The sequence below is a fragment of the Coleofasciculus sp. B1-GNL1-01 genome (assembly GCF_040220235.1).
GTDB lineage: Bacteria > Cyanobacteriota > Cyanobacteriia > Cyanobacteriales > Coleofasciculaceae > Coleofasciculus.
On sequence record NZ_JAVJTO010000109.1, the window covers coordinates 1 to 25,059 of the forward strand.

A 25,059-nucleotide genomic window follows, 5' to 3' on the forward strand; every position below is an offset into this window, starting at 1 on the left:
TGACCAATGACCAATGACCAATGACCAATGACCAATGACCAATGACCAATGACCAATGACCAATGACCAATGACCAATGACCAATGACCAATGACCAATGACCAATGACCAATGACCAATGACCAATGACCAATGATAAAAAAACAACGTCTTTTACTCCCCATCCTTGATATTATCACCCTAGGCATTTGGGGAATTTTATTAATTCAATACTGGGTCAGTGGCGAATTACAGTTACTCATTCACCCGAATTACTTTGCCTTAGTTCTAGGAACCGGGATACTTTTGCTAGTGCTGGCGGTATTAAAAGCCATTCAAGTCATCGGTCAATTACCACCCCGAAATCCCAAAACCATGCCGATGATGGAACATATTAGCTGGTTTCCACCTGGTTGGAGTACAGGATTACTGCTAGCCACGGCGATTTTAGGGTTATTAGTCGAACCCAAAGTCTTTACCAGCCAGACAGCGATTCAACGAGGTGTAATGGAATCCTTAACCGCCACCCGCACCCAGCCTCAATCCTTCCGCAGCCTCAGCAAACCCGAAGCGCGATCGCTGATTGAATGGATTCGCACCCTGAGTGTTTATCCGGAACCTGATGAATATGCGGGTCAAGCGGTTAATGTTAAAGGGTTTGTCGTTTATCCCCAAGACCTATCCTCGAACTATTTATTAGTAACGCGCTTTGTGATTACCTGCTGTGCAGCGGATGCTTATCCAGTCAGTTTACCCGTGAAACTTTCGGGAAATCGTCAGGCGTATAAACCGGATACTTGGATACAAGTGAAAGGTAAAATGATGACAGAAACATTACAAGACAAACGGCAATTGGTGATTGAAGCCAGTGAGGTAGAAAAAGTTCCTGAACCCGATAATCCTTACTATTATTAAATGAATCAAAGAAAATGTGCGATCGCGTCTCTTCACCGCCGATTCAAATCCCCGATATCTTGAAGACATCGGGGATCTCGCCCGCTCATCCAGTTCTGTTTAAATCACCGTAAAAACGGCTGACGTTAAACTATCAGCATTCACCCCATTCAAAATCGCCAAGGTTTCATCATTAATCTGAATCAAAGAATCATTACCGGATTGGCTAATATTCAACTGACTAAACATCAAACCCTCTGCCAATCCAATCCCGTCTTCCTTGATACGAAAATCGAGAATCGTATCCGTTCCTTCACCCACTGCCAAAATAAAGATATCACGACCGCGATCGCCTGAAAAGTTATCCCCCACTAACCGATCATTTCCTAAACCACCGCGCAGGATATCATCACCCCCATCGCCCCACATTTGGTCATCGCCGTCTTCCCCATAGAGGGTATCATTCCCAGCTTTCCCGCCAATGCGATCATCACCACCCCCCCCATAAATGACATCATCGCCGCCAACGCTTTGCGGAGAACGTTGATTCAAATCCCCTCGCAGTACATCACTCCCTTCACCACCAAAAATCAGGTCATCGCCTAAACCCCCTGCAACCGTATCATCTCCCATTCGACCATAAAGGGTTTCGTTAGCGTTAGTCCCCACCAATGCTTCCGACTCAGAGGTTCCCCAGAAAACATTTGGATCACCCCCTAAACTCAAGCGAGACATTAAGGGATCATGGTCACTGGCTGAGTCATTAAATTCGCTATTCGTATGTACCGCATCAAATTCGGTATTAGCGACTAAATTATCGCTGACTAGAATATGATCCAATGACTGGGAATTTCCCCGAAAGATATAAGAATAACGCTCATTTTCGGGTAGCGTTTCGGTTAAGTTGGTCAGACTCTCTCCCTTGAGTATCTCTAAAGGCGATAAGAACTCAAATTCGTTTAAATCCCCCAGTACCACCACATTAGCATCGGGGTCATTCGCCAAGATAGTCTCCACATAATCGTTAACCGTTTGGGCTTGGGCTTCCCGTTGTTCTACACTCCCATTCACTGGCGGTTGCACTTGACCAAATAGAGGCGTACTGCCACCTTTTGATGCAAAATGGTTATTAACCAGGGTAACCTTTTCTCCCTTAAATAGGAACTCAGCCGCCAGAGATTTCCGGCTGTCCTCAAATCCCGGATCTCCCACACCAATCCGTTCACCGGAGTTGGGAATCAGGTCTACGCGGTCAGGATTATAAAGATAACCGACCCGAATATTACCGCCCGGTTGACCGCCATCTTGATTATTCACTGGGGGACTATCAAAGAATTCATACTCAGTACCACCAGCAGTAATAATCGCATCAATTAAGGTTTGATAGGTTTGGCTAGCGTCAACTGTACCATCATTCGTCGATCCGGTATTATCTTGAATTTCCTGGAGGGCGATGATATCCGGCGTTTTCAGATTGTTAACAATTTGATTCGCGATCGCATCAAATTTACCCTCAGCAATATCCTCATCCCCATCCTCATCATTGGGGTCGAGATTTTCTACATTGAAGCTAGCAACAGTGAGTTGATTCTCCGTCCCGATCAAGTTAGTGACTTCCGGTTGTAACTCTGAGGAAATCGGAGTAAACGCCTCAGTCGCCTTCACTTCAAAGTTGCCGAAATTGTAACCCACTACACCCGTAACATCACCCAGTTGATCGCCGACCTTTACCGATGGCGAAAACCCCGGTAAGATATCATCATCAACCTGAATCTGAATCCGTTCGGGATTAAAGTCATCGGGACTAATATTAATCGTCCCTCGGTTACTTAATCCTGTCGCATTCACCCCATTATCAGCGACAGTGAAAATTTCTCCAAATCGGTTAATCGGACTAACAGCTAACGCATCTTGAACAGTGACTCGCATTCCTTCTAACGTTTCATAGAAGTCTATGCCATCTTCAGCCGGATCAAAGATGGTCAGGTTATCATTATCGATAATTTGATTCGGGGGAATGCGACCATCCGTTCCCAGGATAACGGCTGTTGGTAAAGCATTCCCTGTGGACAAGGTGGTAATTGTTGGATTACCGCTGATTTGAGTAATAGAAAGATTCCCCGTATCTGCGCCACCAGGAATAAATTCACTAACTGTCCCTTCCACTTGCAACTCATCACCAATACTGACAGTGGGTAGAGACTGGGTGAAGACAAAAATACCATCAGCAGTTAAATTATTACTATCCCCTGTCGCGTCTTGCAGGTAAAATCCATTCCGATCAATGGCTGTAACGATACCGTTGGTGATTACCGATTCACCCTCAAAGGGCGAAATTTGACCTATACCTTGGATATCGTAAATGGGGATAATAGTCGGTGGTTGTGCAGTAACTTGTTGATTCACTGTACCCGGCGTGTTAAAGGCTTCACCCACAACCGGACTTCCACTGAAACCGGGAATTCCGGAACCGTCAAAGTCATTGCGAACCCAATCGGTTACCGACTCATCCGTACTATTAACAAAACGAGATGCGCCGCCAGGAGTAAACGAAATCCCATCATAGCCTGGAGTTAAGACAACAGCCGAGTACGTGCGATCGCCACTGTCACCATCACTGACGCCAATACTATCAGCAATCGTCGTCCAAGGGGTTAAATCCAGAACACCATCATCATCGGTATCCAAGTCATCCCCGGAACTCCCCGTAAAGTTCTCGACTAGCAATAGTGTCTGTGTACCGTTCTGAAATCTGCTATTAACAAACCCCGTTGTCCACAAGCCATTGGCGTCTGTTGTGCCTAGGGAATTAACCGTGGTAATCTTACCCGGAGTTGATCCGCGATCGCCTTCAATTTGCAGTAGGGAATAATTACTATAGTCGCTATTGGCGTCAGCGACAATTTCTACATATTCGTTGGTATCTGTTCCCGTGTGATTAAAGACAAACTCGTTAATCAGTGGCGTGGTGGGCGTACTATGATTACCAAAACTTTGTCCTTGATTAATCCCATCAAACGTATCACTGGTTGTTTCCATCCAGGCAAAATCAGTATAGGTTGTCCCCGTTCCGGTCAGTTGTAAAGACGCACCAATCGGCGTACTACTTCCCTGAGAAACACCAATATCAATACTGGTCATTCCCGCTGCTATTCCGTCTACAGCCGTAAAACTGCCTTCATAGCTGAGAAACTGGACAACGCTACCATTATTATCCACCAAAGCTATACCATCTGGGCTACCATTTTGAATCCCATTAGTCGGATAGTCGAATGTAACCGTACCAAAGCCATTATCTTGGTCAGGAATGACGCCACTGAGAGAGGTTGTCGTGTAAACCAATCCATTCGCACCGTTATATAAAACGATACTCCAGTCTGTCAGGTCAATTCCTGCTAAACCCGCTAGTTCAATCGCTTCACCGACATCTGTTCCGGTGTTGTCATAGTGAATCTCATTAATAAATACGTTAGCCATAATCAATTATTTTTTGCTGAAAAAACACGGCAATTACAAGCAAAAACTAAGCTCAGTCAATGGTTTTTACATTGCCTCACTGTTTGGGAGAAATCCAATTAAGGATTAACAAAAAATCTTGATAATTTTATTGAACAAAAATCTTGACTTGCCCCCTTTAATCCTAGATTTAACCTGATAGAAAAAATCTAGGTTAGTCAAGACAACCGTATTTTATCCGACTGGGGCTTAAGAGGAGGTAAAGATAAATCTAAGAATCGGGTACTTTACCGAATCTTCATATTCGCGGTAGGTATGGGTATCATATTCAGATCCCCGACTTCTTAAAGAAGTCGGGGATCTCGCCCTGAAGTTGACACCATTGCTCCCCCAGCTTCCCCTAACCCGATTTGATTTTGTCCGACTCCTACGAACCAGTCACCTCAATAATTCCACAGCCAACTCGTCCACCAGCATTACCCGTAGGTTGACCAAAATCATCAGGCTGTTCATGAAGAATCACTGCCCGATTCCCAATCGCATATTTCCCTTCGGTAAACGTGAGTCGCTCAACCGTCATACTTTTTGTGCCAGTACCATCTTCAGCAATCGTAATATTGCCTAAATCTCCCGCATGAGCATTTTCAAATCCATCTTCGGTAATTAATCCATGTTTCACATCATCTGGATTAAAATGACCGCCAGCCGCATTCCCTTGATCCGCACAACTCCCCGCTTCATGGATGTGGAAAGCCCGTTCTCCAGGTGGAGCATTTGTCATCGCCACTTCAATCAACATACCGTCCGCCGTTGTCGTAAACTCAGCCTCTCCCAAAACTTCTGAGGGATCGGTTGTGCTGTTAATTACGGCTGTGGCGGTGCTAGCTTGTTGTTCCGTGACTTCTGCTTGGGGTTCGGTTACAGGTTCCTCGGTCACATTGTCCGCTGGCTGACAGCCGTACACGAACATCAGCAGCGTCGAAAAAAGTGCGATCGCGATAATTCTTAGGGGTCTATTAATCAAGGTCATATCCAGTTAAATGGTAATGCACTACAAGTTGAATTAAACCAGTCAAATTCAAGCTATTATTAATCCTCAGCTATTTCCTAAAAAATGTCAATTTCCATAGATTCCACCTGAGTAACCCCGGCTGGTGGCACAAAGGTAAAGGTATCAGCAGCAACTACAGGCGATGGCACACGGCGAATAATTTGTTCGGTCATCTTGATCTCCATTCCGTCCGCTTTCCCATTCATTTGGATCTGATTTACCGTTGCTGTATTCGGTTCCACTAGAACGGTGAATGTAAATCCGGCTTGGTTATCTTTATAGTTATAGCCATAGTAATCTTGCCCTTGTAAAGTTTGCCAACCTCCTTCTACGGGAACATCTTCAACTTTCAAAAAAGATTCCAGCATCTCAATAACAGCGTTAGGAGCCATTTCTCCCTCACCAAAAATCTGCCGGAATGGGGCAGACATTTCCAGGAATAGCATCGAAGAAAAGCCAATTAAAAAGCTATCATTTGACTGATCAAATTCTGCATAATCGCTCACGGCGTATTGTTTTAACTCTGGGTTATAAATCCATACTTGACGACCATCAGAAATCAGAATATAAGTCGGTTGACCAAATCCCCCTGACTCAGGTGTATAAATTTCAGAGCGAAACTGCTGAGGAGATTGGGCAATTGTTTTAACCAACACCGAAAATTGACCAGTAAAACCCCGTGCCTCAAAACTGAATTGCATTTCGGATTCAGTTTGATAGCGTTCGGCTTGAATAAAATTAGCAACCGTTTTAGCTAAAAGACTGACATCAAGTTCATCCGTCAAGGGACGGCTTATTCCCGGTGTCGGATTCGACTGGCTAAGTTGACTGGGGACAACTGATTCTGAGGGAGAAACTTGAACCTCTCTAGATTGAGGCTTGACCCGAACCCCCGGTTCTCCATCTTGTCTCGCTTGAGCAGTCGTTATACTAAATAGTGTCCCGTTGTCGCAGATAGAGGGAATGATACCCCAGGCATTCACCGTGGCAGTTATGCCGAAAATTGTAATGGCTTTTTGCAGTCGGTTCATTGTAAGAGTTAATCGTTATTCCTTTTACCCTAAACCAAAGCAAGCACGATGAATGATGAATTTCCTGTTTCCTGACAAAGGACAAAGGACAAAGGACAAATGACAAAGGACAAATGACAAATGATACCCTTTGATCTGCAAGCCCCCTTTGAAGCCAAGGGCGACCAACCCCAAGCTATTTCCCGCCTAACAACTTCGCTGCAAGCGGGTAACCGTTTCCAAACCCTACTTGGTGCGACGGGAACGGGTAAAACCCATACCGTAGCCAGAGTCATCGAACAGATGGGTAAACCCACTCTGGTACTGGCGCACAATAAAACCTTAGCCGCCCAACTCTGTAACGAATTGCGGGACTTCTTTCCCCAGAATGCGGTGGAGTATTTTGTCTCCTACTACGACTACTACCAACCGGAAGCCTATATTCCCGTCAGTGATACCTATATCGAAAAAAGCGCCGCCATTAACGATGAAATCGATATGCTGCGCCACTCCGCCACGCGATCGCTCTTTGAACGGCGAGATGTAATTGTGGTAGCCTCGATTAGCTGTATCTATGGCTTGGGTATCCCCTCCGAATACCTCAAAGCCGCGATTCCCCTGCGAGTGGGTACAGAATTAGACCAGCGTCAACTCCTGCGAGATTTAGCCTCCGTCCAATATTCCCGCAATGACATCGAAATGGGGCGAGGAAGATTCCGCGTCAAGGGGGATGTCCTGGAAATTGGTCCGGCTTACGAAGACCGAATTATTCGCGTCGAATTCTTTGGTGATGAGATTGATGCTATCCGTTATGTTGACCCAGTAACTGGCGGAATTATCCAAAGTCTCAACGCCCTCAACATCTATCCCGCCCGTCACTTTGTTACCCCCGATGAACGATTAGAAGAAGCCTGTAACGCCATTGAAACAGAACTCCACGAACAAATCACCACATTACAACAGGCTGGCAAATTACTCGAAGCCCAACGATTAGACCAACGCACTCGCTATGATCTAGAACTCTTGCGCGAAGTCGGATATTGTAATGGTGTAGAAAACTATTCCCGTCACCTTGCTGGGCGCAGGGCGGGGGAACCCCCAGAATGTTTAATTGATTACTTCCCCGACGACTGGTTATTAGTCGTGGATGAATCTCACGTCACTGTACCCCAAATTCGGGGGATGTACAACGGCGACCAAGCCCGGAAACGGGTATTAATTGACCATGGGTTTCGCTTACCCAGTGCAGCAGATAATCGTCCCCTGAAGGCAGACGAATTTTGGACAAAAGTTAACCAATGTATCTTTGTTTCCGCGACTCCTGGAGATTGGGAAATAGAACAGTCCCAAGACCAAGTAGTGGAACAAGTGATTCGTCCCACAGGGGTGGTTGACCCAGAAATTTTTGTCCGTCCAACTGAAGGTCAAGTGGATGATTTATTCGCGGAAATTCAGGAACGGGCATCCAAAAAAGAACGGGTACTGGTCACCACCTTAACCAAGCGCATGGCGGAAGATTTAACTGAATATTTACAGGAACGCGGGATTCGCGTGCGCTACCTACATTCGGAAATTAATTCAATTGAACGAATTGAAATCTTGCAAGCATTGCGGGAGGGGGCTTTTGATGTACTCATTGGTGTGAATTTGTTGCGCGAAGGATTAGATTTACCAGAAGTATCTCTGGTGGCTATTTTAGATGCCGATAAGGAAGGATTCCTGCGGGCAGAACGTTCCCTGATTCAAACCATTGGTCGGGCGGCGCGTCATGTTCGGGGACAAGCCATTCTCTATGCGGATAATCTCACCGATAGCATGGCAAAAGCCATTGATGAGACCGAACGGCGTCGAGGAATTCAATTGGCATATAACCGGATGCATGGGATTACCCCGCAACCGATTGTCAAAAAATCCAGTAATGCGATTTTGGCATTCCTAGACGTGTCGCGGCGGTTGAATCATCAACAGTTGGTAAAGGTTTCTGAACAAGCGGAGGATTTACCCTTAGAACAGATTCCAGAAGTCATTAGTCAATTAGAAACCCAGATGAAAGAGGCGGCGAAGAATCTGGAATTTGAGCAAGCTGCCCAATATCGCGATAAAATTAAGCATCTGCGGGATAAATTGGTGGGTCGGTAAGGGCAAGTGTAATGGTTCAACACTATAATCCTCAAATTCATCATCGACGTTCAATTCGTCTAAAATCCTACAGCATTTCTCAGTCTAGTGAGGTACAGGCACAAACAGATGCCACTCAACCCACCCAGACCAAATTTTAAGTGGTAGAACCTTAAAAACCTTACATGCTATGAAACCCCTAAACCTAATTATTCCACTATTACTTGTGAGTACGTCTGCCTGTATGAGCGCGACTGTCGAAGAGACTAGCGCCGAAATGCAGGCAACGATAGCCAAAGCGAGAGATTGCGCTGGCTGTGACTTGAGTAAGATTGATCTCAATGGTGCAGACTTAAGCGGCGCTAATCTCAAGGAAGCTATATTAGATGGTGCTGATCTGAGTAATGCCAATTTAGCAGAAGCGGATTTGAGTGGTGCGTCTCTAGATGGTGCTAATTTGAATGGAACAAACTTCAATAGTGCCAACTTGAAAGGGGCTAATTTAAGTAATGCGTCGCTAATTAGCACAAACTTAGTTAACGCCAATTTACGCAAAGCCAAGATTAAGACTGCGAATGTCTATCTCACAAATTTTTGTGGAGCAACGATGCCTAATGGAAGTCGCTCTATGCAAGGTTGTAGTTAACCAAAATTAAGTGAATCGTTAGCGCTTGTTCCCAAAAATTGAAACGTTTACAGTTTTACCCGTGATTGACCTGGGCAATTTGCAAAGCGGAAAGATAGGAGGTTTTGATTCTTCCTGTACAGGTTCTCTCTAATACGTCTCTCAAACCGGAAAATAACGACACTCGTTGCCGCGACTCTAACTTTATGTAGGGTGATATTGTACTCAAAAGTGTCAAATACTCATCAATACTATGAGTTGTATGACAAACGAACTGTTCTGACAAAAAATTCTGGAATAAACCTGAGTTGATAAAATCTTGTTCAATTTCCTTCAGGTTGGCTTGATGGGTTTCTATAGATCCATACCGAGCAAATTCGGGAATAGATGGCGCTTGAGTTTGATAAACTTCATCGAATTGATGACAAATTTCATTATTAGGGTGCGGCGGTGTATTCCACAACATAATTATAGAGCCATTTTCTTGTAAAGCCCCAGCCGATTTTTGCACCCTCATTTCGGGTGAAACCCAATGCATTGAAGTCGCGGCAAGAATAGCATTGAATCGCCCAGCTTCTAGCTGCCATTCTTCAAAACTTGTATTGATAATCTCCACATTGGGATAGGCTGAACAGTTGCTTTTGGCGAGTTTGCAAGCGGCTGGGCTTGGCTCAAGACAAACCATGGAGAAGCCTAATTCAGCAAATTCTACAGTGGCAATTCCTGGACCACATCCTATTTCTAGAATGGTAGCTTGAGCAGGAAGTTGAGCTAACTCAACAGCGCGATGGATTAGGGTTTTAGGATAGCGTGGTCGAGCTTGATCATAGACATTGGCGACATCACTGTACCAGTGTTTTCGTTGTTCTAAGGTATAGGCGTCTTTGATGCCACTACACCATACTTTGACTGATGCCGAATCTTTATCTGTCATCATACCCAATCTGTCATCATACCCATAATACCCAGGTGTGGTTAAAAAGACTACAATGGATTGTTGGATTCATCCACTTTGACGACTTTGGGATGATGTAGAAGCGCTTCTTCCGGTGTCATCTGAGCGTAAGCAATTACAATCACATTGTCTCCAACCGCGTTCAGACGAGCCGCCGGACCATTCAAGCAGATGACACGACTTCCCCATTCCCCAGGAATGGTGTAGGTTTCCAGACGAGAGCCATTATTAACATTGACGACCTGTACTTTTTCGTAAGGTAAAATATTTGCCGCTTTTAGGAGTTCCTCATCAATGGTAATTGAGCCATCATAGTGCAGGCAGGCATCGGTTACTTTTACCCGATGCAACTTGCTTTTAAACAGGGTAATCAGCATTTGAAAAAATAACTCTAATTAAATTTTACAATATCTTTATATTTATTGACGTACCCATTTATCTACCGATAGTAAATAGGTGAGTTAAAAATTTTTCAATTCCTGTTGTCTGTTGCCTGTGACACACCGAGCGTGTTACCGAGCGCAGTTCGACCAGGCTCACTGACCATCGAGGTAAGTCGAGGTGTTTCCTGTTTCCTAAAAATGGGATGCACCCATAGGAGTCTTACGCCAAACTAAAATTATGCCATTGCCAATTTAACTGCACGATTGAGTTGCTCTTGGGAAAAAGGCTTCGTCAAGTAAGCTTTAGCTCCCTGTTTCATGCCCCAAAGACGGTCAATTTCTTGATTTTTAGAGGAACAAATTATAATAGGAATGTTAGCTGTTGCCGGATGACCTTTAAGTTTTCGACACAACTCAAAACCACTCATTCCTGGCATGACAACATCTGTAATAATCACATCGGGTTTTTTGTTAGTTGCGTGAGTCACCGCCTCTTTGGGCTTAGACACTCGGATAACGGTGTGACCCCCTTCGCGCAGGTAGTTCTCGATCAGATCCATCTGACTGGCGTTGTCTTCAACTAGTAAAACTGTACTCATGTTGGCTGATTCCTATTCAGAAAAGTAGGGACAAGTGAAACCTTAGCCTCGTGATTAAAAGGTAGGATTACGTGATCTCGCGATCGCAGCATCAGTTCTCCACTCAGCCGTTTGGCTTGCGTCTCTGAATCGTCACCGACTAGAGTTGTAACCGGACAAGTGTAAAATGCAACCTGAGATTAACACGCCTACTGTTTCCATAGCGCCTCGTCTGCTGCGTTTGGCTCGCTTAAAAATGAAGATGCATTCCCAAATGAAGAGGTAATGGTTTAGGCTTCAACCGACAATCATAGCATTGGATAATCTTTGAGTGGAAGGGCATTTACGAATCTATTACAAAAAGTGATCGGATCGTCATTTGTCCTTTGTCCTTTGTCCTTCATCATTGATCAGGGGTTGAGGGGCGTTTACAAAACTTCATATCGTTAAGTTTATTTAGACTCACGGATTTAACTATCTTGCAAGAGTTCATCGATTAAAGATTGCAAGTCATCAATAGAGAGCGCCTCAGTTTCCGGGGCTGACTCTGTGTCCAGGTTAGCAGACGACTGGTGACGCGATCGCTGAATTAACCCTTTGAGGTGATCCTTGAGTTGCTCCCTCATTGACTCAGTTGTGGCAATAATGTGCGTTACCTGCTCGTCGGTTAAGTTAGAGGGTTCCTTCATCCCGTCAATTAATTTTTTCAAGGCGTAAAACACTTGCATTAAAAATGCTTGCAACCTCTGGTCAACCTGGAGTGAACCCTGCTGTCGAATCAAATTAACACAATCCACTAAGCATAAACCGGTTTGATGAATCCCTTGGATATGAAGCTGACTAATTGGCAGCAGGTTAGCCCCCCCCACAATACCACAACGAGTCGCGTGGCAGAGTTCATTCACTTGGTCTGGGTCTTTGAGCGTCCTTCGCAGATGCAGCAAATACTGCTCAATGAGTTGCAGGTGTGCTTCGGCAGCCTCAAGGTAGTAGCCTTTTATTTGCTGTAGCTGTTCTGGCTGCATAAAGAATGTCCTTGCTAGATGCCGGATTGTTTGTCGGGTATAGCATTGTGGCTAGGAATAAAGCATTATCTATCCCTATGATCAAAAAAATAATCTTACTCTAACTTTTAGAGCAGGTCAATCGCTAATTTATGTTAAGAAATGACGCTTTAGCTTATGATAATTCACGGTGTTTGACATTACTTTTCTTTGTTAATACAGTCTGCCAATTCATTCCCGACGATACCGACCTCGGACTCCCCCCACTTATGATCAGTGAAACCAATCGCACCCCTAAATAGCGGAGTTTTTCCGGTTTTAGGTATGGCGTCAGGGACTTCCATCCTTCTCGGCGAACTTTCCGCGTATAAAACAGAAGGCTGCGGAAAAAATCCTGAAATCGTCTTCCCCGATAGGCTTTCTGAATTCCGCCTGGATCAAGTCGTATATTATGGGGATTGTAGTTATTTCGATTTAAGGGATTCAGTTTCGTCAGTCCTTCTGTTTGAGCAAACTGCTGGTATGTAATCCCCTCTTTTCGGGATTGGGGATGAGTGTGAGGATAAATCCATTCCCATACTGCCCAATCCAGACCAGAAAACAAGAATTCTGGCACATCTTTAGTCACCTGACAATATTTTAAGCGAATCCCGATGGGAATTTCTGCCCAAGGTCCGTGCTGCCACACAAAGTCGGGATCAAAAAATGCTTTAAAGGCAAAATCTTTTTCATTTATCCTCAGACGAGCCACCCGACCAATCATTCCTGCTCCAGCCATTTCTATTTCAATTTTCATGGCTTGGGTAAAGAGAGGAGATGGGCAAGTCTCTCCTTCTTTTTTCATCAGAATTATCCTTTTCGTCTGGTGTTTTAGCCGGAGCCTGACTCGTTTGAGGTAGAAGGTTGTGCGCTCCCCTTCCTGAACCGTCCCCCGTACATATCGGGCTAAATGGTCGAGAAATCGTCTAATTTCCCGCGCTCCGATTCCGTTGGTTAAATCAATGAACGTTGAATCAGGAGTATAGAAGTATAATCTGGTCTGACCCGATTGCTGACGCGCTTGTTGACAGAGACGATAGAACTGATCAGGAGATAACAGTTCCTGCTGGGCTTGCCAAAGGATAGAGGTTAAGGTAGATGTATTCAAGTGAGGGCGATCGCTCATATAAGCTAGGTTCGTAGTTGCGCTGTCTTCGCTATAAACGCTTAAATCAGTGTTATTCAGGTTGATATACTATGATCATCGCTCAAAAATAGGCAAGTTGGGAATTGGGATCGCTTGGCTTTTCGGAAAGTAGTCGGACTTTCATTACAGTTGACGGTTGAGATGGGGAAGGAACAGGGAACAGTAAGGATTTGAGGCTCTTTAAGCTGTTCGGCATTTAAACCTTAATGTCAATAATGGCGAAAGCCGTGTAGTGCGTTTAGCGAAGCCATGCCGCAGGCTTTGCATCTTGCTCGCTACTAATACCCAATTTAAATGCATGACAGCTTATCATTTCTTAGTACCGCAGACAGAATTGATGTCCAGGGACTTATTGGGTAGAGCGATCGCTCTACCTAACCGACTTGAACGTTTTGTGCTGTAATCAAGGATTTTCCCTCAATCACAAACTTTGGTAGCCAAGAAAAATTCAATGGCAAATTGTATCAAATCATACGGAAAATTGGATAAATTTTCTTCCTTTATTATCTGCCCTCCTCCTTTTTTACACACCACTTCTCTAAGCCGACGTAAAAGAAAATGACTAATCTTATATCGCCAAGGAAGCCAGCAAATCTCATAGATTCTAAACTTCAGCAGAACCAATTTAAAATTCTCTTTTTAGAGATTCAGCCAATTGGCGCATATCCAATCAAACATCTGGCTGAGGTAAAATTGGCAAAAACTCCTTCACAATTGAAACTAAAGCCTATAGTCTCCTACCATGGCAACGAAAATCAGAAAATTCTTCTCTGCCCTTGAAAACCACTCTTCCCGCGTTGGATTCCCAGGTCGTCAATTCTTTGAATGGGGAAATCAGAGAGATAGGAGACTTAATTCAAAACTCTGCCGACTAGGGAAGCGAAGGGTCAACACTCAAAACGCTCCCACTTTCCCTGTATGTTCCTGGTAAATAGCTGTTTAAGCTGTATATAGTTATAATAGCACTTTTAAAATCCCAATGAGTTAAGTTTACATTATGAACTTTGATAAGAATTATCAGAAATGTTTGGACAAGCTCATCTGGGCAACCCATCAGCTCGGCGTTAAAGTTGCCCAATCGCAGCTTGCGAATCTTGCCAAAATCATCGTACAAACGATGATGGGTCCCTGGCGCTATTTTCATTCCATCGAACATATTTTAGAGGTCGGTGGCTCGACGGATGCCATTGAAGTTCTGGCGGCTTTATTTCACGATATTATCTATGTGCAAGTTGATGGGAGTATTCCGTTTAACCTGACACCGTATCTCGCTCCTTTTATTGAAGAGGAAAGAGGTAAGTTTTTTGTCCGCAGCGATAATCCAGGTGAACGCGATGCCATGTTTGAGCTAGTCGCCACTCTGTTTAAGGTTGCGCCAGGAGAGGAACTATTTCCCTTTACCGGACAAAATGAGTTCTTAAGTGCGATTGTTGCTGCTAAACTACTAGAGCCTGTTTTGACGCCAGCGCTGATTGTGCAGGTTGTGGCTTGCATCGAAGCGACCATTCCCTTCCGCACGCAATCTGATTTTGGGTTAAGCCCTAGCGAAGAATTATATCAGTCTTTGAAATCGATCAATCAGGGATTTAATCTTAACTTAACAAGTGCTGAACTCCTCGAAACCGTGAAGCGTTCAGTACGGTTAGCGAACCGGGATGTTGGTGGATTTGCTCATCCGAGTTCTGCTGTTTTCTTATCCAATACCTGGAAGTTATTACCCGAAACCAATCATACGTTGAAAAAGTCAGAGTCGTATACCGTTAAGGATTATCGCTTTGCTATCCAAAAAATGGCAGTTTTCATGAAATTCCTGAACGCCGAACTGATTTTTCGACAATTCCGAGGCGAACCTAATGATTTAATTTATCTCCAGTTTGTCGAGCAAGCTCGTCGGAATCTAGAAGTGGCACGACTATATTTAGACAGTAAATTGGTGGCGAATGGAATTTTAGAAGCCTTATCATTGCGTTTAGGTTCAGATGTTCCCTTAACCCTTATGATGGGAGAGTTTGGGGATGAACCGAGTTCAATCGGTCGTTTGGGCGATTATTTTCCCACACTGATTAATCCGCATCGCCCGAAAACGCTTCTAGAACGGGAAGTGTGGAAATTATTAGAGGAGGGACGCGCTCAAAGCATTTCCTTTGATTTTCAAACCTCTCCCCTAACCAGCTTTGTGGTTCAATACATTGGATTTGATGGGATTTGCCAGATGTGGCACGAGACCCAGGAGTTTTTTCAAGGGAAAATAACGTCGGAAGAATTTTTAGCCCGTTGGGATGCTGATCTAGTGAACATTATTATCGATGGGGTGGCTAAACTTTTGGAAAAGCGAAAAGTTGCCTTATGTAGTCTCTATAAACCGTTATCGATGAATGGAGTGAGACAATGACAACATGATTAGATCTCTGTATTTTTCCAGACGCCCAAACCTTGTAGAGACGTTCCATGGAACGTCTCTACAATTACAAAGGAGGGTGATACCACGCTCATCTAAAAATTCTGGCGGTTGGCGATCGCACCCTCCATGCGTTCTAACACCTGCGCCACAGGAATCGCCCCTAAGTCTTGGGATTGCTTCCCAGCGATGCGAGTCCGCACACTAAGACTATCCGACTCAACCTCCTTCGCCCCGACAACCGCCATTACGGGAATTTTTGCCTTCTCGCCATTGCGGATCATCTTCGGTAAGCGATCGCCACTGGTATCGACTTCGACGCGAACTCCCACCAGGCGCATCTTCTGGGCGACATCTTTGGCAAAGGATAACTGTTCATCACTCACGGGTAAGAGTCGCGCCTGCACTGGGGCTAACCAGAAGGGGAAGTCTCCCGCATACTCCTCAATCAAAATCCCAATTAGCCGTTCCAATGAGCCAAACGGCGCACGATGAATCATCACCGGGCGCTGGCGTGTCCCATCTTCTGCCACATACTCTAAGTTAAATCGCTCTGGCAGGTTATAGTCCACCTGTACTGTCCCCAATTGCCATTCGCGATCTAAAGCATCATGGAACATGAAATCCAGCTTCGGACCATAAAACGCGGCTTCGCCAATGCCTTCAAAATGCCCCATTCCCAGGGTTTCCACTGCCCGACGAATGGCATTTTCGGCTTTATTCCACGCCTCATCTGAGCCAATATATTTGTCTTGGTTGGGGTCACGGAAACTCAAACGGGCTTTAAAATCTTGTAACCCTAGGGTATTAAAGACTGATAGAGTTAAATCAACCACCCGCAAGAACTCATCATCCAGTTGTTCGGGAGTGACAAACAGATGAGCATCATCTTGGGTAAAGCCACGAACTCGGGTTAATCCGCCTAGTTCCCCGGATTGTTCATACCGATAAACTGTGCCAAACTCCGCCAGACGCATGGGCAGATCTCGGTAGGAACGTAGTTCATGCTTATAGATTTGGACATGAAATGGGCAGTTCATAGCTTTGAGGACAAAGCCCTCGGCTTCTGACTCTCCCATCATCGGGAATAAGTCTTCTTTATATTTCTGCCAATGTCCTGATGTTTTAAACAAATCGACGCGACCAATATGCGGGGTGACCACAGGCTGATAGCCGCGCTTAATTTGCTCCTCTTTGAGGAAGTCTTCTAAGGTACTCCGCAGGATTGTCCCTTTGGGTGTCCACAAGGGCAAACCGGGTCCTACGGGGTCGGATAAAATAAACAGTCCTAGGTCTTTGCCCAGCTTGCGATGATCCCGCTTGAGGGCTTCTTGTTTGCGCCGCTTATATTCAGTTAGTTGTTCCGGCGTCTCCCAGGCGGTGCCGTAAATTCGCTGGAGTTGCGCCTTATTTGCATCGCCGCGCCAGTATGCGCCAGCGACACTTTCTAGGTCAATCGCTTTGGGATGAATGTCGCCTGTGGTTTCAACATGGGGTCCGGCGCACAAGTCCCACCACTCTTCTCCGAGGTGGTATAGGGTGATTGGGTCTTCTAAGTCTTGGAGGATTTCTAGTTTGTAGGGTTCACCGAGTTCTTTGATCCGGCGTTCGGCTTCCTCACGACTGACTTGTTCCCGAATTAGGGGGAGTTTACGCTTGAGGATTTTCACCATCTCTTTTTTGATGGCTTTTAAGTCTTGCTCGGTAAAGGGTTCGGGTTTGGCGAAGTCGTAATAAAAGCCATTCTCAATCCACGGACCAATCGTCACCTGTGTCCCCGGAAATAGCTTCTGCACCGCCATTGCCATGACGTGGGAGGCGGTATGACGGATTTTTTTCAGGCTCTCGGATTCACTGGTCCGAGGCAAATGGATTTTTTCGGGTTTTTGGGGGGCTTCTACGTTGGACATGGGTGACTGTGCCATTGAGTTGAGGTTGAAAGCAGTTCTACGGTTTCCCTGGTTCCTTTTCTCCATTCCATGATACTCACCTTCTTCATTCAATGCAGGTTGCCGAGTTGATTGCGTATTGTAAAGAATTGTAACTAGCGTTAAGATAAATTTACAGATGAATTAGCGCTTAAGATTCATGCCTCAGTCTCAGCCTCACGAGCAAGACCTGCTCAAGTCGATACTACAGCCACTTTTGGATGATTTTCAATATTGGTTTTCGCGATCGCATTCGTTACTCGAATCAGAGGAGATCAGCTTTTTAAGCCGACAGCAGCAGAGGGATTTACTCGAGCGAGTCAAAATCGCCCAACGGGAAGTGAATGCGGCGGTAACATTGTTTCAAGCAACGGATGGTCAAGTGGGGATTGAACCCGCTACATTAGTGCCATGGCATCGGTTAGTCAACGAGTGTTGGCAAGTCGGGATGCGCTGGCGCTCATTGAAATCGGGAGAATCCGAGTCGGAGGTTTCCGGAAATGTCAATATTGAGCCGAGAGAGTGATCAAATTTCTGCCCAGGTTTGATAAGCTAAACGGATTACAGATAAAAACGTAATTTCAAAGACCCACCTAAGATAATCGATTAACAGATCAGCGGTTTAGTCTGGAGGATGCCATGTTACACCTACTCTACATAATTGCCTTTACCGTTATTGCATTTCTCGCGATCAGAAATTTGATTCGCAGTTTGCTGAACTTGAGTATAGATGCTCAACGGCATTACGCACCTGCGGGAAAGGCTTCGTTTGCTGCGTCTAGTTCTAGCAATACTCCTGTCCCCCATCCAGAACTGTTGGATGATACCGGGAATCCGACAAGTGAACCACTGCTGGTGATGAAATCAATGACGGTTGAAGACGCCCGTACTCAGCTTGATGCTTTATATGATGCTTCCCCTAGCAATAGCATTGATAAGTCGGAAGACATTTAGTGCAGATAAGCTAAAGGCTATTTATAGTAGGTAGACGCAAAAAGCATCACAAGTTATTTATTGGCGGGTGGGAGCAACAGTTAGCTGTCCTGATACGTTAGCTTTGAAAACCCGCCGTACTTTAATTGTGTTTGCCTACTTAACCCCGATGACTCCCAGCTTATTAGAAATAGCGGAGCAGCCCTAATTAGCGCCGTTCTCCAGTGAAGATACCTTTGAAGATATCCTGAATATCTTCCTGTTTATAATCCTTAAATTCCCCAGCATCAAACCAGATACCATAACAAATTGGGCATTTTTCGTACCAAATATGAGATTGCTTTAGGTCAACCATTTTGGTCATCCTGGCTTTGCATTTCGGGCAATCAATATCTTCAATGGCATTAAATTTACTGCCGATTTTGGGATCACCCGTATCAATTGCTTCCGAACCCTCGATTGTCTTGAGAGTTTGAGCTTCTTGAGAATCAAACCAAATGCCATGACAATCAGCGCATCGGTCTACTTCAATATCAGCATAAACGACAGATTCTAGGCTTCCTTGACACTTAGGACATTTCATTGATGTCATTTTTCAACCATTCCATTCGGGATTTTTTTAAGATGGCTGTAGTTTAGCAATTTTATGGGCAACCTATAGAGTTTTATTTTTAAAAGTTAACGAAAATAAATCATAAGTAATAAGTAATAAGTCGTCGGTGTGGGTTTTAGACACCGTAGGGGCAGGTTTAGCCACAATTGTAGGGGCGGGTTTAGGGAATCAATCGTAGGGGCAGGTTTAGCCACAATTGTATGTGCGGGGATAGGGAATCAATCGTAGGGGCGGGTTTTGGGAATCAATCGTAGGGGCGGGTTTAGGGAATCAATCGTAGGGGCGGGTTTAGGGAATCAATCGTAGGGGCGGGTTTAGGGAATCAATTCAGCTAGTCACCGATAAATGAAAAACAAAACCCGCCCTCCCCACCGATAAATGAAAAACAAAACCCGCCCTTTCTCACCGATAAATGAAAAACAAAACCCGCCCTCCCCAACGATAAATGCGATAACGGGTTGAGATAAGGAAAGAACAGAGAACAGTTGTTAACATTTCTTAGTACAGCGGACAGAATTTATGCCCAGGTACTTATGCTTCCGTTCACTGTTACCTGATTAAGACTACCCAGCCATTTAGTTCTTGGCACGCGATAGGGTTTAAACATCAAGGGTTCCCAACCGCCAAATTTAACCAAGTGAGCCAGAAAATGTAACGTCCCGGCTAGAATATCACTCCGTTGCGGTTGTAGAATATTGCTTAAGTTTAATTGATCCGGAGATTGCCAAACGTCCTTCATTGATGCCACAATATCTGGAGCCTTGGATAAGCGCACGAATAAAAAGACAACTTGAGCCATTTTTGCTTCAACAGCCGCTGGGTTTTTGAGTTGATTACCTTGGAACGTTCCGCCAAAACGCTGCTGGATAAATGTTTTAACCTGCTGGGAATAGGCTGTCGAATTATAGTCAGCAATTCCTTGAGAAACCGATTGATAGCGACCCGAATTAATCAGATATCCGATAACACAAGCTGCCACATCTGCGGTATAGTCTGAATCTCTAGCAAAGCGAGTTAAGGCTTCAGATAAGCTTTTGACAGCGAGGGTTTCATATTGCGTCCGATACACAATAATGGCTGAACCAATATCACCCGCCCACGCCGTATGATCTGCTGTCCATTGGGTTAAATCTGACCATTGAACGCCTGGTTGATTAATTTGGTCAGACAGGGAGGCGAGAAAATGACCAAAGTCTGTCATTTCACCACTTAATTGCACATCCCCATTTAGTTTTCCTTGATATTCCCCTTGAATATAGTCTTGATGATAACCTGTGGCGGTACTCCATAACCGACTTGTATAGTTTTTTCGGGTATAGCCGCGCAGGATATTGGCAATTTGATAGGCTGATTTATCGGGGTTTTCCCGTTCAACATTCCGGATAAATTCTAAGGCTGTTTCAAGTTTAGACATAAATTCGTCATTTGTTATTTGTCAATTAGGACATCGCTTCCCCGTTGGATGTCATTAAATCTTATATTCAAAACGGCTTGTTGTAATCGTGGGGACAACCAAGCATTATACTGCGGATAAACGGGTAAGCGTGGTACGAGATGCCATCCGGCTGGTTCGAGGATATTTCGTAGTCGCTGAATTTGAGGATGGGGATAATCGGGATTAACCTCATCTTTGGGTCCAATTCCCCCTAAATCTCTCGCCCCTGCTGCTAAACAAGCGAGTAACCATTGGTTATCTAGGACTAAATTAGGCGGAATTTGCAAGGTGATATCGGCGGGTAAAATTTGACGGGCTTTGGCAATAACTTGGGGTAATTGCTGCGGATCAAATGCGGGGGCTTGCCAATGTTGTTGATCACCGGGACTATGGGGTTGTAAAATTACTTCTTGGATGTGACCATACTGAGTATGAAGCTGCGCGATCGCATCCAAAGTTTCCCACCAATCCTCACTTGTCTCACCAATCCCCAACAATAGCCCGGTTGTAAACGGAATCTGCAATTCCCCCGCCCAAACAAGCTGTTGTAGCCGTACCTGTGGTATCTTACTCGGTGCATGACGGTGAACGGTTTGCTGGAGTTGTGGCGTTATCTGTTCTAACATTAACCCCATTGACACATTTACCGACTTTAGCGATCGCATCTCCTCAAACTGCAAGGGTCCAACATTAGTATGGGGCAAAAATCCTCTGGATAGGGCGAGTTCACATAAATCATAAATCCGCTGGAACCAGGCTTTACGCCGTGGTGAATGGGGATGCACTTCACCACTGAGAATAAGGATTTCACAAATTCCCTGGGATTGAAGCTGTTTTAAGAGATGATCAGCCTCAGTTAGAGTTAACCATGAACTTTGACCTGGATCAGTGCGAAAATTACAGTAGCTACAACGGTTAAAGCATTCGTAGGTGGGAACTAGCGTGTAAGCCGGACTATAGGTAATAATTTGAGAAGCGTTAATTTCCATTCTCTCCCAACTTTCAACCTGGCATCACTATAGGCTGCACTTAATCGCAGGCAGCAGGCACGCACCCTATAGTTTTAGCTAGGGAGTAGCGACTAGCTATTGACTGTCATAACATATATATTATATACTACATTTATGTTATGGGAGATAATATTTCACGAAGAATTTTACGAATGGTTCTTGGAACAAAACGATGGCTTACAGGAATCGATTGCTATGGTGCTTGATGTTCTTGAAGAGCAGGGAGCAAGTCTTGGTAGACCATACGTTGATACCATTAAAGGTTCATCGCTTCCAAACATGAAAGAGCTACGTGTTCAACACGCTGGTGAACCATACAGGATACTGTTTGCTTTTGACCCGAAACGGCAAGCAGTTCTTTTGCTTGGTGGCAATAAATCTGGAGATAAACGCTGGTATGAGAAAAACATTCCAATAGCAGAGCGGCGATTTAGAGAATACTTAGAAGAAACTAAAGGGGGTGAGCTAATATGACAGTTCATAAAACTTACAAAGAAGTAAGAAATAACTTTTCTCCCGAAGCTAAAGCACGTATTACTGCTGGAGCCAACAAAATCAGAGAAGAACTGAAAATTATCCGCACTATTCGAGAAGTTGCAGGACTATCACAAGAAGAATTAGCAGAGCGACTTGAGGTAAAGCAGCCCTATATTTCACAACTGGAAGGGAGAGAAAATATCACACTCAATACGCTGGTAGGAGTGGTCGTTGCTTTAGGAGGTTCTGTAGATATTACTATCAATTTCCCTGAGAAAGAACCCGTATGCTTTTCTCGTATTGAAACCCTCCTATCTGCGAAAGGAGCAGAGTCAGAAACAGAAATGTAATGCAGCGGCGGCAGAGGGGAGGGAGCAGATATCCCCACTACACAAGAATTTCCAGACTAATGACTTAAATCTCAGCCATATCTTGGGAACGCTCCAACCAAATCGCTCTCAATCCCGCCGCTTTAGCCCCCTGATAATCATCCCGCAAACTATCGCCAACGTGCCACGCTTGTGAAGGTTCACATCCATGTTTCTGTAAAGCGCTAGTAAAAATTTTGGGATCAGGTTTAGCCGCCCCCACTTCTGTGGAAATGGTGATTGAACTGAAAAATTCATCCAGATTCAGTGCTTTTAGCACAAAGTAAAGGCGAGAATCAAAATTCGACAAAACACCCAATTGAATACCAACTCGCCGCCACGCCTCCAGTGCTGGGATAACATCCGGGTAAATAAACCAGGGTTCGGCGGTGGCAAAGTGGTTGTAAAGGTGGTCAAAAAAATCGGTAAAGTCGGCAAACTGTTCCAGAACACCAACGTTTTGGAACGTGCGAAGGGCAATCACGCGCCACCATTCAAATTCACACTGAGGAATCTCTTGGGAGTCTGTATCTGGAAAAACTAAGGGATCAGCCGCCGCAAATGCTTGGAAAAAGGCATCGTTAACCAATTTGGGTGGTACATTTACATTAAACTGGCGAGCTATGCGGCTGTAAATCTGACCCACACTCCCACGCACCCCAAATAATGTACCGACGGCATCGAGTAAAATGACTTTGGGATTGGTCATTTGTCCTTTGTCATTCGTCATTTGTCATTTGTCAAATAGTCATGGCGGGTTTAGTTACTTATGGGTGAGGTTAGAAACGATAGTAGTAAAACCCGCCCCTACATACCCTCATTTTTGAGTAGATTCAATAAAGGTTGTGCCATCCAATTGAAACCAACTTTGAGCTGATGATCTAGGGTGGGCATACGATAAAGATAGGCAAGACGCCGCGCTAAGTGGGCGAAGACCCCATCAAGTTTTAATCCTAACCCGGTCAGTGTGGCGTTGTCTGTCCCTAATGTCATCATCTCGCCTAAATGCTGGTAGCGGAAGGGGAGTAAGGGACGCCCAGTCAAAGATGCCCAAATATTCCAAGCGGCGTAATCAGCTTGCTGGAAGGCGGATTGAGCCGTATTGGGGACTTGTTGACCGGTGATGTCTCGACAATCGGCTAGATCCCCTAAAGCATAAAGTTCTGGATGGTCAACCACTTGTAGGGTTGGGGTGATCATGAGTTGACCCCGGTGGTTTTGTTTAAAGGGGAGCGATCGCACGACAGGGGCGACTGTGGTGCCAACTGCCCATACCACTATATCTACTGGAATGGTATCCACCTGTCCTTTGTACAGCAGAGAAATGGTATCAGCGCTGATCGCATCGACCGAGGTGTCTAGGTCGATCCATACCTTTCGTTCATTTAAAGCCTGTTGTGCGGCTTCACGGTTAAATTCGGGAGAGGTTTTCAGAATCATCTCACCTTGTTCAATTAACCGGATGCGTCCCCGTTCTCCTAACCGTTCAGCGAGTTTGCAGGCGAGTTCCACGCCACTATATCCACCGCCAACAACCGCGACACGAATTTTTTCCGCCTCGGATTCTTCGAGAATGCGTAATCGTTCTTCTAAACGATAAGCATCTGCGATCGCCCGGAAGGGAATGGCATGTTCAGCCACACCGGGAACGATCTCCATCGGTGTCACTCCGCCTAAGGATAAGACCAGGCGATCGTAAGCAAACTCTACGCCATCCTGCAATTGTACCTGCTGCCCGTCACTATCAATACCCATCACTGTCGCTTGGGTGAAGCGCACTCCTGTATTTGCCAGGAGTTCTTCAAAGGGTGGGGCAATTTCCCAGGTTTGCAGTTCACCTGTCAGGAGTTCGTACAGCAGCGGCATAAATACGAAGCGATCGCTTTGATCAACAAGTATAATTTCTGGCTGCTGTGACTTTTCCCAAGGGAGTTGGCTTAAGCGCAGGGCAGTATACAGCCCCCCAAAGCCTCCACCGAGAATACATAATCGGGTTGTTTGGTCACTCATTGTTGAATGGGCGGATTATCCGTGGTAGGGGAACTTCCTTCCAGGATAGCAAGATACCCAATGTAGAGACGCGCCATGGCGCGTCTCTACAGGCAGGGCGGGTTTTGAGGTAAGGTTATCTATAGCGAAACACGATTCCCAATACACCCCCCTCTGCTTTAGATATCGCCGCGAATTTCTTCGACTACGCCATCTCGTAGGAGAATTTCGACCTGCATTTTGCGAACCAGGTTATCTCCGGCTTCAACGCGGAAGAAGCTTTCGATTTGACCTTGATTGACTTCTTGGTCAAGTTCGAGCATCTGTACCTGTTGAAGTTGCTGGAGTTGCTGGTTTTTTTGCTCAAGCAGCTCACTTTTCTTTTGATTAACCTGCAATTGAATACTTTCGATTTGCTGCTTGACTTGAGGACCCGGAGGATTCACACTTTGCTTTTGAATTTCCGCGATCGCCCGTTGTCCTTGCATATCCAACTGTTGAAGTTGAGAGTCCAGTTGGTTAATTTGTCCCTGGAGTTGTTGTTGTACCTCCTCCTTCCAGCGGGGTGTGACAATGGCTTTAATATTAACCGGTCGCTTCAAGAGTAGGTTGGATTGAGATTCTTTGGATTGAGAGTCTTCTGTAGGCATATAGGTATTTCTCAGTAGG

At 45.1% G+C, this 25,059-nt stretch carries 24 protein-coding genes; 9 read left to right on the plus strand and 15 right to left on the minus strand.

All coding sequences use genetic code 11. The annotated features are described in order from the left end of the window. Positions 1-132: 132 nt before the first annotated feature. On the plus strand, positions 133-894 hold the full coding sequence (locus RID53_RS26950) for a TIGR03943 family putative permease subunit (protein WP_446391027.1): 762 nt from the start codon (positions 133-135) through the stop codon (positions 892-894). Between the two features lie 99 nt (positions 895-993). Here the strand turns inward: RID53_RS26950 and RID53_RS26955 are convergent, their stop codons facing one another. The 3 genes from RID53_RS26955 to RID53_RS26965 all read right to left on the minus strand — a co-directional run bounded on the left by RID53_RS26955 (position 994) and on the right by RID53_RS26965 (position 6,411). Beyond that, positions 994-4,350: an endonuclease/exonuclease/phosphatase family protein gene (locus RID53_RS26955; RefSeq protein WP_446391028.1), complete on the minus strand. Its 3,357-nt coding sequence runs from the start codon at positions 4,348-4,350 to the stop codon at positions 994-996. 406 nt (positions 4,351-4,756) lie between these two features. Beyond that, positions 4,757-5,359: a superoxide dismutase family protein gene (locus tag RID53_RS26960; RefSeq protein ID WP_446391029.1), complete on the minus strand. Its 603-nt coding sequence runs from the start codon at positions 5,357-5,359 to the stop codon at positions 4,757-4,759. 77 nt (positions 5,360-5,436) lie between these two features. Beyond that, positions 5,437-6,411 (minus strand): LolA family protein, encoded by a 975-nt coding sequence (locus tag RID53_RS26965; protein ID WP_446391030.1) that lies wholly within the window; start codon positions 6,409-6,411, stop codon positions 5,437-5,439. A 120-nt stretch (positions 6,412-6,531) separates the two neighbouring features. On the opposite strand from RID53_RS26965, the gene uvrB reads away from it, so the two are divergent. Genes uvrB through RID53_RS26980 form a run of 3 tightly spaced genes read left to right on the plus strand, consistent with a single transcriptional unit; the run spans position 6,532 to position 9,154 of the window. After that, on the plus strand, positions 6,532-8,529 hold the full coding sequence (uvrB, locus tag RID53_RS26970; RefSeq protein ID WP_446391031.1) for an excinuclease ABC subunit UvrB: 1,998 nt from the start codon (positions 6,532-6,534) through the stop codon (positions 8,527-8,529). An 11-nt stretch (positions 8,530-8,540) separates the two neighbouring features. Then, a complete protein-coding gene (locus RID53_RS26975; protein ID WP_446391032.1) occupies positions 8,541-8,669 on the plus strand; it encodes a hypothetical protein in 129 nt (42 codons plus the stop codon). Between the two features lie 29 nt (positions 8,670-8,698). Then, positions 8,699-9,154 (plus strand): pentapeptide repeat-containing protein, encoded by a 456-nt coding sequence (locus RID53_RS26980; protein ID WP_446391033.1) that lies wholly within the window; start codon positions 8,699-8,701, stop codon positions 9,152-9,154. A gap of 55 nt (positions 9,155-9,209) precedes the next feature. On the opposite strand, the gene RID53_RS26985 is transcribed toward RID53_RS26980, so the two are convergent. The 5 genes from RID53_RS26985 to RID53_RS27005 all read right to left on the minus strand — a co-directional run bounded on the left by RID53_RS26985 (position 9,210) and on the right by RID53_RS27005 (position 13,218). Further along, the gene (locus RID53_RS26985) at positions 9,210-10,070 is read right to left on the minus strand and encodes a class I SAM-dependent methyltransferase (RefSeq protein ID WP_446391034.1); all 861 of its coding nucleotides are present in this window, start codon (positions 10,068-10,070) and stop codon (positions 9,210-9,212) included. A gap of 47 nt (positions 10,071-10,117) precedes the next feature. Beyond that, entirely contained in the window at positions 10,118-10,465 is a 348-nt protein-coding gene (gene panD / locus RID53_RS26990; RefSeq protein WP_446391035.1) for an aspartate 1-decarboxylase, read from the minus strand. Positions 10,466-10,707: 242 nt separating this feature from the next. Then, entirely contained in the window at positions 10,708-11,070 is a 363-nt protein-coding gene (locus RID53_RS26995; RefSeq protein ID WP_044205846.1) for a response regulator, read from the minus strand. A 449-nt stretch (positions 11,071-11,519) separates the two neighbouring features. Continuing rightward, positions 11,520-12,074, minus strand: coding sequence for a hypothetical protein (locus RID53_RS27000; RefSeq protein WP_446391036.1), 555 nt, complete (start codon positions 12,072-12,074; stop codon positions 11,520-11,522). A gap of 154 nt (positions 12,075-12,228) precedes the next feature. Further along, on the minus strand, positions 12,229-13,218 hold the full coding sequence (locus RID53_RS27005; RefSeq protein WP_446391037.1) for a hypothetical protein: 990 nt from the start codon (positions 13,216-13,218) through the stop codon (positions 12,229-12,231). A 1,018-nt stretch (positions 13,219-14,236) separates the two neighbouring features. Here RID53_RS27005 and RID53_RS27010 point away from each other — a divergent pair. Beyond that, on the plus strand, positions 14,237-15,631 hold the full coding sequence (locus tag RID53_RS27010) for a hypothetical protein (RefSeq protein ID WP_446391038.1): 1,395 nt from the start codon (positions 14,237-14,239) through the stop codon (positions 15,629-15,631). Between the two features lie 101 nt (positions 15,632-15,732). Here the strand turns inward: RID53_RS27010 and thrS are convergent, their stop codons facing one another. Continuing rightward, a complete protein-coding gene (gene thrS / locus RID53_RS27015; protein WP_446391039.1) occupies positions 15,733-17,562 on the minus strand; it encodes a threonine--tRNA ligase in 1,830 nt (609 codons plus the stop codon). A 163-nt stretch (positions 17,563-17,725) separates the two neighbouring features. Here thrS and RID53_RS27020 point away from each other — a divergent pair, with 163 nt between their 5' ends. Together RID53_RS27020 and RID53_RS27025 are read left to right on the plus strand one after the other, a co-directional pair. Continuing rightward, positions 17,726-18,091, plus strand: coding sequence for a DUF2605 domain-containing protein (locus RID53_RS27020; RefSeq protein WP_446391040.1), 366 nt, complete (start codon positions 17,726-17,728; stop codon positions 18,089-18,091). A 113-nt stretch (positions 18,092-18,204) separates the two neighbouring features. Continuing rightward, on the plus strand, positions 18,205-18,519 hold the full coding sequence (locus tag RID53_RS27025; protein WP_446391041.1) for a DUF2973 domain-containing protein: 315 nt from the start codon (positions 18,205-18,207) through the stop codon (positions 18,517-18,519). Positions 18,520-18,706: 187 nt separating this feature from the next. Here the strand turns inward: RID53_RS27025 and RID53_RS27030 are convergent, their stop codons facing one another. The 3 genes from RID53_RS27030 to cofG form a co-directional block, all read right to left on the minus strand. Next, a complete protein-coding gene (locus RID53_RS27030) occupies positions 18,707-19,090 on the minus strand; it encodes a TFIIB-type zinc ribbon-containing protein (RefSeq protein ID WP_446391042.1) in 384 nt (127 codons plus the stop codon). A 538-nt stretch (positions 19,091-19,628) separates the two neighbouring features. Next, the gene (locus RID53_RS27035; RefSeq protein WP_446391043.1) at positions 19,629-20,525 is read right to left on the minus strand and encodes a hypothetical protein; all 897 of its coding nucleotides are present in this window, start codon (positions 20,523-20,525) and stop codon (positions 19,629-19,631) included. Between the two features lie 14 nt (positions 20,526-20,539). Beyond that, positions 20,540-21,535, minus strand: coding sequence for a 7,8-didemethyl-8-hydroxy-5-deazariboflavin synthase subunit CofG (gene cofG, locus RID53_RS27040; protein WP_446391044.1), 996 nt, complete (start codon positions 21,533-21,535; stop codon positions 20,540-20,542). Positions 21,536-21,670: 135 nt separating this feature from the next. On the opposite strand from cofG, the gene RID53_RS27045 reads away from it, so the two are divergent. Both RID53_RS27045 and RID53_RS27050 read left to right on the plus strand, forming a co-directional pair. Then, on the plus strand, positions 21,671-22,030 hold the full coding sequence (locus RID53_RS27045) for a type II toxin-antitoxin system RelE/ParE family toxin (RefSeq protein ID WP_446391045.1): 360 nt from the start codon (positions 21,671-21,673) through the stop codon (positions 22,028-22,030). Then, the gene (locus tag RID53_RS27050; RefSeq protein WP_446391046.1) at positions 22,027-22,383 is read left to right on the plus strand and encodes a helix-turn-helix domain-containing protein; all 357 of its coding nucleotides are present in this window, start codon (positions 22,027-22,029) and stop codon (positions 22,381-22,383) included. Before RID53_RS27045 ends, RID53_RS27050 begins: the two co-directional genes overlap by 4 nt. A gap of 64 nt (positions 22,384-22,447) precedes the next feature. On the opposite strand, the gene RID53_RS27055 is transcribed toward RID53_RS27050, so the two are convergent. From RID53_RS27055 to RID53_RS27065, 3 genes are all read right to left on the minus strand, one after another. Then, positions 22,448-23,131, minus strand: a complete 684-nt coding sequence (locus RID53_RS27055) for an HAD-IA family hydrolase (protein WP_446391047.1) — start codon at positions 23,129-23,131, stop codon at positions 22,448-22,450. A 77-nt stretch (positions 23,132-23,208) separates the two neighbouring features. Next, positions 23,209-24,411: an NAD(P)/FAD-dependent oxidoreductase gene (locus RID53_RS27060; protein ID WP_446391048.1), complete on the minus strand. Its 1,203-nt coding sequence runs from the start codon at positions 24,409-24,411 to the stop codon at positions 23,209-23,211. Positions 24,412-24,569: 158 nt separating this feature from the next. After that, positions 24,570-25,040: a YlqD family protein gene (locus RID53_RS27065; protein WP_446391049.1), complete on the minus strand. Its 471-nt coding sequence runs from the start codon at positions 25,038-25,040 to the stop codon at positions 24,570-24,572. Positions 25,041-25,059 lie beyond the last annotated feature (19 nt).